Below are 4,969 nucleotides of genomic sequence, written 5' to 3'. Positions count from 1 at the left end.
ATCGACCGGGGCTCGCCCGCGAGTGAAGGGCCGTCCGCCTCGTGGCTTTCAGGCGGCGTTGAACCACAGTTGTGGTCGTGCCACTGCTTCCTCATCGTTGCCCGTAGTTGACCGGTTTGGATGGTTTCGCTCTCCGCGCAGTGGTGGCTGCGCTGGAGTCCTGGACCGGCAGTCTGGTCCGGTGGCGATCGGTCCGGTCCTGCAGGATCTGCTTTACCACATGGTGTGGGGTGTGCAGGGCGATGTCGGGGTCGCCGGCTCGGTGCAGGATGTTGATCGCGGCGTTCACGTCGGCCTGCCACACCACCCCGCACGCAGTGCAGTGAAACCGGTCCCCGCTGCGTCGGCCGAGCCGGCCGCAGCGGTGACAGGTTTGTGAGGTGTAGGCGGCGTTGACGTGAACGAGCGCAGAACCTCTGCGCTCCGACACGTTTTTCAGGGCCTCGGCGGTGACTCCTTTGGTCCACGCGGCGAGGCGCCGGTTGATGTTCTTCGGAAACTTTCCGCAACCGTTGAAGCGTTTGGTGAGATCCTCGGCGATCACGGTGCCGGCCTTGTCGACCACCTCGTGCACGGCGGTGAAGATCTCAGTGCGCACCCGCGCCCGGTGCCGGGCGGCTTGACGGTCCCGCGTCACCGTGCCGAGGTTGTTGGCCTTGATCCGGTGCGCTTTCGCGTGGTCACCACGGAGCGCGGCGTTGTTGGCGATCGAGCGTAGCTTCGCCCGGCGCCGGTTACGTTCCTTCAACCGGTCCGACTCGCGGGTCAGCAGGTCGCCGAGCTGTTCACCGTGGGGCTGGCCATCGGAGTCGGTGAGGGCTTCGGTGTAGCCCTTGTCGACGCCGAGCCTTCGGTCGCCGCATGGCCGCTGTGATGAGCGCATCTGCACCGCGTCGATCTGGTAATGCACCTCGACCCGCCCGCGGCGCAGGATCAGCCGCAGGGTGCCCGTAGGGGCGACGGTCGTGGACAGTGGGATCCTGACCATCTTGCGGGGCTCGAGACCGGGAATCGCCAGCCACAACCGGCCCCGCCCATCGACGAGCGTGTTGTAGTTGTCGGCGCGCACCACGATCTGGTCGTGCGTGCGGTTGCGGCCCCGCTTCCAGTGCTTGCGCACCTGCCGGGCCAGGAACGGGTCACCAGCCCACTGGTCGGTCTTCAGCGCGGCGAACAACCGCTTACGCTCGCCGGGATCGTTGGTACGTCGGCTGATCGCCCGGCGCACCTGTACCTTGGCCGCCTCCTTGTTCGCGGCGATGTCCGCCATGGCATCGCGGACGGTTTCCTTCCACGCGTTCGCCAGCACCCCAAACCGCAGGTGTGTGCCGTCGGCCAGCCACCGGTCCCGCACCTGCCGGTCGCGCATGCCAGACCCGACCCCGTTGATGGAGCCGTAGCGCTGCCACACCTCGCTGCGCACCCGGCCCAACCGGCGGGCCTGCTCCATCAGAGCGGCGTACTTGCCCGGATTCAACCGCTCTGAGTAGGCGATCCGGGTGACCTTCACCGATCACCCTCCATGGTCAAGCCCGCCCAATTCAACTCCTTCTCGAAGCGGTGCAGCCCACGCAGCCCGCCGGAGAAGGCGTGTACAACCGTCAGGAGGTCGTCGACCAACTCCTGCCGCGGGGACAGCGATTCCTGGCTGGCCACGACCAGTTGGCAGCCACCGCGCGCCGCCAGACGCTCCACCAAGTCGAACCCGAACCGGGCCAACCGATCCTGGTGCGCCACCACCAACGTGGCGATTTCACCCGGATCGATCGCGTCCATCAAGGCCAGGAACTTCTCGCGGCCAAGGTTGATCCCGCCGCCGACCTCACTGATCCACTCGTCCATGGCCAGACCGCGAGCAAGGCAGAACTGCTCCATCGCCGCCACCTGCGACGCCACGTCGGACTTCTGACCCCGCGATGACACCTGGCAGTACACCACAACCCTTCCGCCGGCCGGCGTCGAAGCCCGGCTGAAGCACCTGGCGCACATCCGAATCTACGAAATCCCCTGCCTCGGCGGCAAACGATGGCCGTGATCCGGCCCTTCGCTTGCCACCGGTGCACCGCTCACCGAACGGCCCAGCCACCTGGCAAACTCGCCGATCCGATAGCCACTCCGCACGGGGTCGATTGTGGATAGAGCTGAAGAGGGGAGCAACAACTGGTCCCCATCCGTCCATGCTCGGGGCAATATCCCCCCGTCCGGTGGCACCACTCGGTCATCTCCTCGATCACCTTGTCGGTGATCCGGAAGATCGTGTCCTTGCTGACTCCTGCCCCGTAGACCTCGTCGCCGCCACCTACTGTGCAAGTCGGATCGGCCGGCTCGCCGAGAAAACGCATCAGCGTGGCGACAAGATGGAGGTACGTGATGCGACGCTGTCGACGCCGCAGACTCCGTCCGAGATCGCCGTGTGGCAGCGGCGGCAGCGGGTGACCCAGTATCTGGTGCCGGTGCTGGCCGGGGCGAACATCGCCTGCGGCTCGTACCTCGTCCAGTCGTACCGGATGGGCGCGACCGCCAGGGGAGTGCTGCGGCGGCTGCTGCCGGACTGACTCTCGGAGCAGCTGTCACCAGGGGCGCGGTGGATTCCGCGCCCCTTCGTCTGTGCCGGTCTTCTCGGCGAAGGTGCCGACCGTGTCGCTGCCGGTACGCCATCTCGGCGGTGAAGGCCGACAGGTCGTGCCGGTCGCGGGCGCTCGATCAAGGAGCCGCCCGGTGCCGGCCGCGCTCCGGCGGCGGCCACGGCGGCCACCGCCAAGGACGCCGCGGCGGTCCTGCCGGCAGGGGACCCCGAGCGAGTTACCGAAAAATTTCGGAAATGCTGCCGCCCGCTCCAAAGTAGGAGCACGCTCGGCTGTCGTCAATAGGCCGTCAACGATTCCCCGAGCCCGCGCCAACTGCAGGTGCGTTGACTCTTGACGCGGAACAACCATCTCCCTACGGTCGGCATTGTTCCGTAACGATACCGAAACTTCCGGAGCAGGCCTACCGCCGTCCGTAGAGGAGTCATCGTGGTCAACCGAAGCCCGCGTCGACATCGCTCACGTTTCCTCGCCGCCCCCCTGACCTTCGCGGGCCTGGTGCTCGGTATGGCTCAGCCAGCCCTGGCCGACAACCCCACCCCCACGGTCGTCGACTCCACCCGCAGCGGCGGCCAGTCGGTCAGCTTCACCTTCGACGACGGCCCCAACCCGGCCGACACCCTGCGCCTGCTCGACGTGCTGCGCGCGCACCACGTGAAAGCGGTCTTCTGCCTCTGGGGCGACCACGTACGCCAGCACCCGAAGGTGGTCCGGCAGATCGCCGCCGAGGGGCACACGCTGTGCAACCACAGCATGCACCACGACGACATGGGCAGCTGGTCGGCGGAGCAGATCCGCGCCGACCTGCTGGCGACCAGCGCCGCCATCCGCGCCGCCGTGCCGGGCGCGCACATCCCGTACTTCCGCGCCCCGTACGGCAGTTGGGGCCAGACCCCGGCCGTCGCCGCCGAACTCGGCATGCAGGCGCTGGGTTGGCGCCTGGCCATCGGCGACTGGGACCCGCCGGGCAGCGCCGAGCTGATCCGCCGCCTGCGGGCGGGAATCACGCCCGGCGCGGTGGTCCTGATGCACGACGGCGGCGGGGACCGCAGCCAGACCGTCGACGCCGTCGCCGCCGTCATCCCCGCGCTCCGCGCCGAGGGGTGGCACCTGTCGCTGCCCGCCCGGCGCGGCTGACCCACCGCGTACCCGTCAAGCCCCCGCCTCCGACCAAGAGGAGTTCCTGTGCGTCGTCTCCCCCTGTCCATCGGCCTCGTGAGCGCCACGGCCCTGCTGGGCGGAATCGCGCTCGCCGGCTCGGCCGCGGCCGAACCGAACGCCGCCCCGGCACCGTCCAGGGCCGCCGACCATCCCGCGGACTCGCTGCGTGCCCTCGGCGCGCGCACCGGGCTGCGCATCGGCACGGCGGTCAACATGGACGAGCTCGGCAGCAACGCCGAGTACACCCGGATCACCGCCGAGCAGTTCTCCAGCGTGACCCCCGAGAACGTGATGAAGTGGCAGCTCGTCGAGCCCACCCGCGGCACGTACGACTGGGCACCGGCCGACCGCCTGGTCGCCTTCGCCAAGGACCACAAGCAGCTGGTCCGCGGCCACACGCTGGTGTGGCACAGCCAGCTACCCAGCTGGCTCTCGTCCGACGGCTACACCACCACCCTGTCCAACGACGAACTGAAGGCCCTGCTCAAGAAGCACATCCAGGATCAGGTGACCCACTTCAAGGGCGACATCTGGCAGTGGGACGTGGTCAACGAGGCCTTCGACGACAACGGGCAGCCCCGCCAGACCATCTGGTACAAGGCGTGGGGCGGGCTGGGTTACATCGCCGACGCCTTCCGCTGGGCGCACCAGGCCGACCCGAAGGCCCTGCTCTTCTACAACGACTACAACCTCGAATTCACCGGCCCGAAGAGCAACGCGGTGTACGCCTTCGTCCAGGCCCTGCAGGCCCAGGGCGTGCCCATTGACGGCGTCGGCTTCCAGGGCCACCTGTCCACCCAGTACGGCTTCCCGGACCTGCAGCACAACCTCCAGCGCTTCGCGGACCTCGGCCTCAAGGTCGCCGAGACCGAGGTGGACGTGCGCACCTTCACCCAGGCGCCGCCGAACGAGAACACCCCCACCAACCCGCTGGCCGGCTACGCCCAGGAGAGCTACTGGTCGCGCGCCCTGCAGGCGTGCCTGGCGGTACGCGAATGCATCTCCTTCACGCCGTGGGGCTTCGGCGACACGTACTCCTGGATCCCCGGCTGGTTCCGCGACCCGCAGGAGGGCGCCGCTCTGCTCTACGACGCGAACCTGACGCCCAAGTCGCAGTACCACGTGCTGCAGCAGGACCTCGCGCTCGCCGCGGGGGCACCCCACCGCTCCGGCCCGGGCGCCGGCCGCAACTGACCGCACGACCCGCACGGGGCCGCGCCAAC

4 protein-coding genes and 1 pseudogene are annotated in these 4,969 nt (G+C 68.6%); 3 read left to right on the top strand and 2 right to left on the bottom strand.

The features are described from left to right. Positions 1-91 precede the first annotated feature (91 nt). Positions 92-1,510: an RNA-guided endonuclease TnpB family protein gene (locus ACWEVO_RS29955; protein WP_452310826.1), complete on the bottom strand. Its 1,419-nt coding sequence runs from the start codon at positions 1,508-1,510 to the stop codon at positions 92-94. Continuing rightward, a pseudogene (locus ACWEVO_RS29950) lies at positions 1,507-2,121 on the bottom strand (IS607 family transposase). Before ACWEVO_RS29950 ends, ACWEVO_RS29955 begins: the two are co-directional and overlap by 4 nt. 236 nt (positions 2,122-2,357) lie before the next feature. Between ACWEVO_RS29950 and ACWEVO_RS29945 the strand changes: the two are divergent. From ACWEVO_RS29945 to ACWEVO_RS29935, 3 genes are all read left to right on the top strand, one after another. Further along, entirely contained in the window at positions 2,358-2,555 is a 198-nt protein-coding gene (locus ACWEVO_RS29945) for a hypothetical protein (RefSeq protein ID WP_452310825.1), read from the top strand. Between the two features lie 459 nt (positions 2,556-3,014). Further along, on the top strand, positions 3,015-3,722 hold the full coding sequence (locus ACWEVO_RS29940) for a polysaccharide deacetylase family protein (protein ID WP_452310824.1): 708 nt from the start codon (positions 3,015-3,017) through the stop codon (positions 3,720-3,722). 48 nt (positions 3,723-3,770) lie between these two features. After that, complete coding sequence (locus ACWEVO_RS29935; RefSeq protein WP_452310823.1) at positions 3,771-4,940, top strand: endo-1,4-beta-xylanase; 1,170 nt, start codon at positions 3,771-3,773, stop codon at positions 4,938-4,940. The last annotated feature ends 29 nt before the right edge of the window (positions 4,941-4,969 follow it).

This window comes from Micromonospora sp. NPDC003776 (assembly GCF_053605645.1).
This window is presented reverse-complemented; position numbering and strand designations above follow the sequence as displayed.

What these genes read in the sequence shown, in the direction of transcription:
- ACWEVO_RS29945 (WP_452310825.1), top strand. Translation starts at nt 2,358, where the DNA reads ATGGAGGTACGTGATGCGACGCTGTCGACGCCGCAGACTCCGTCCGAG.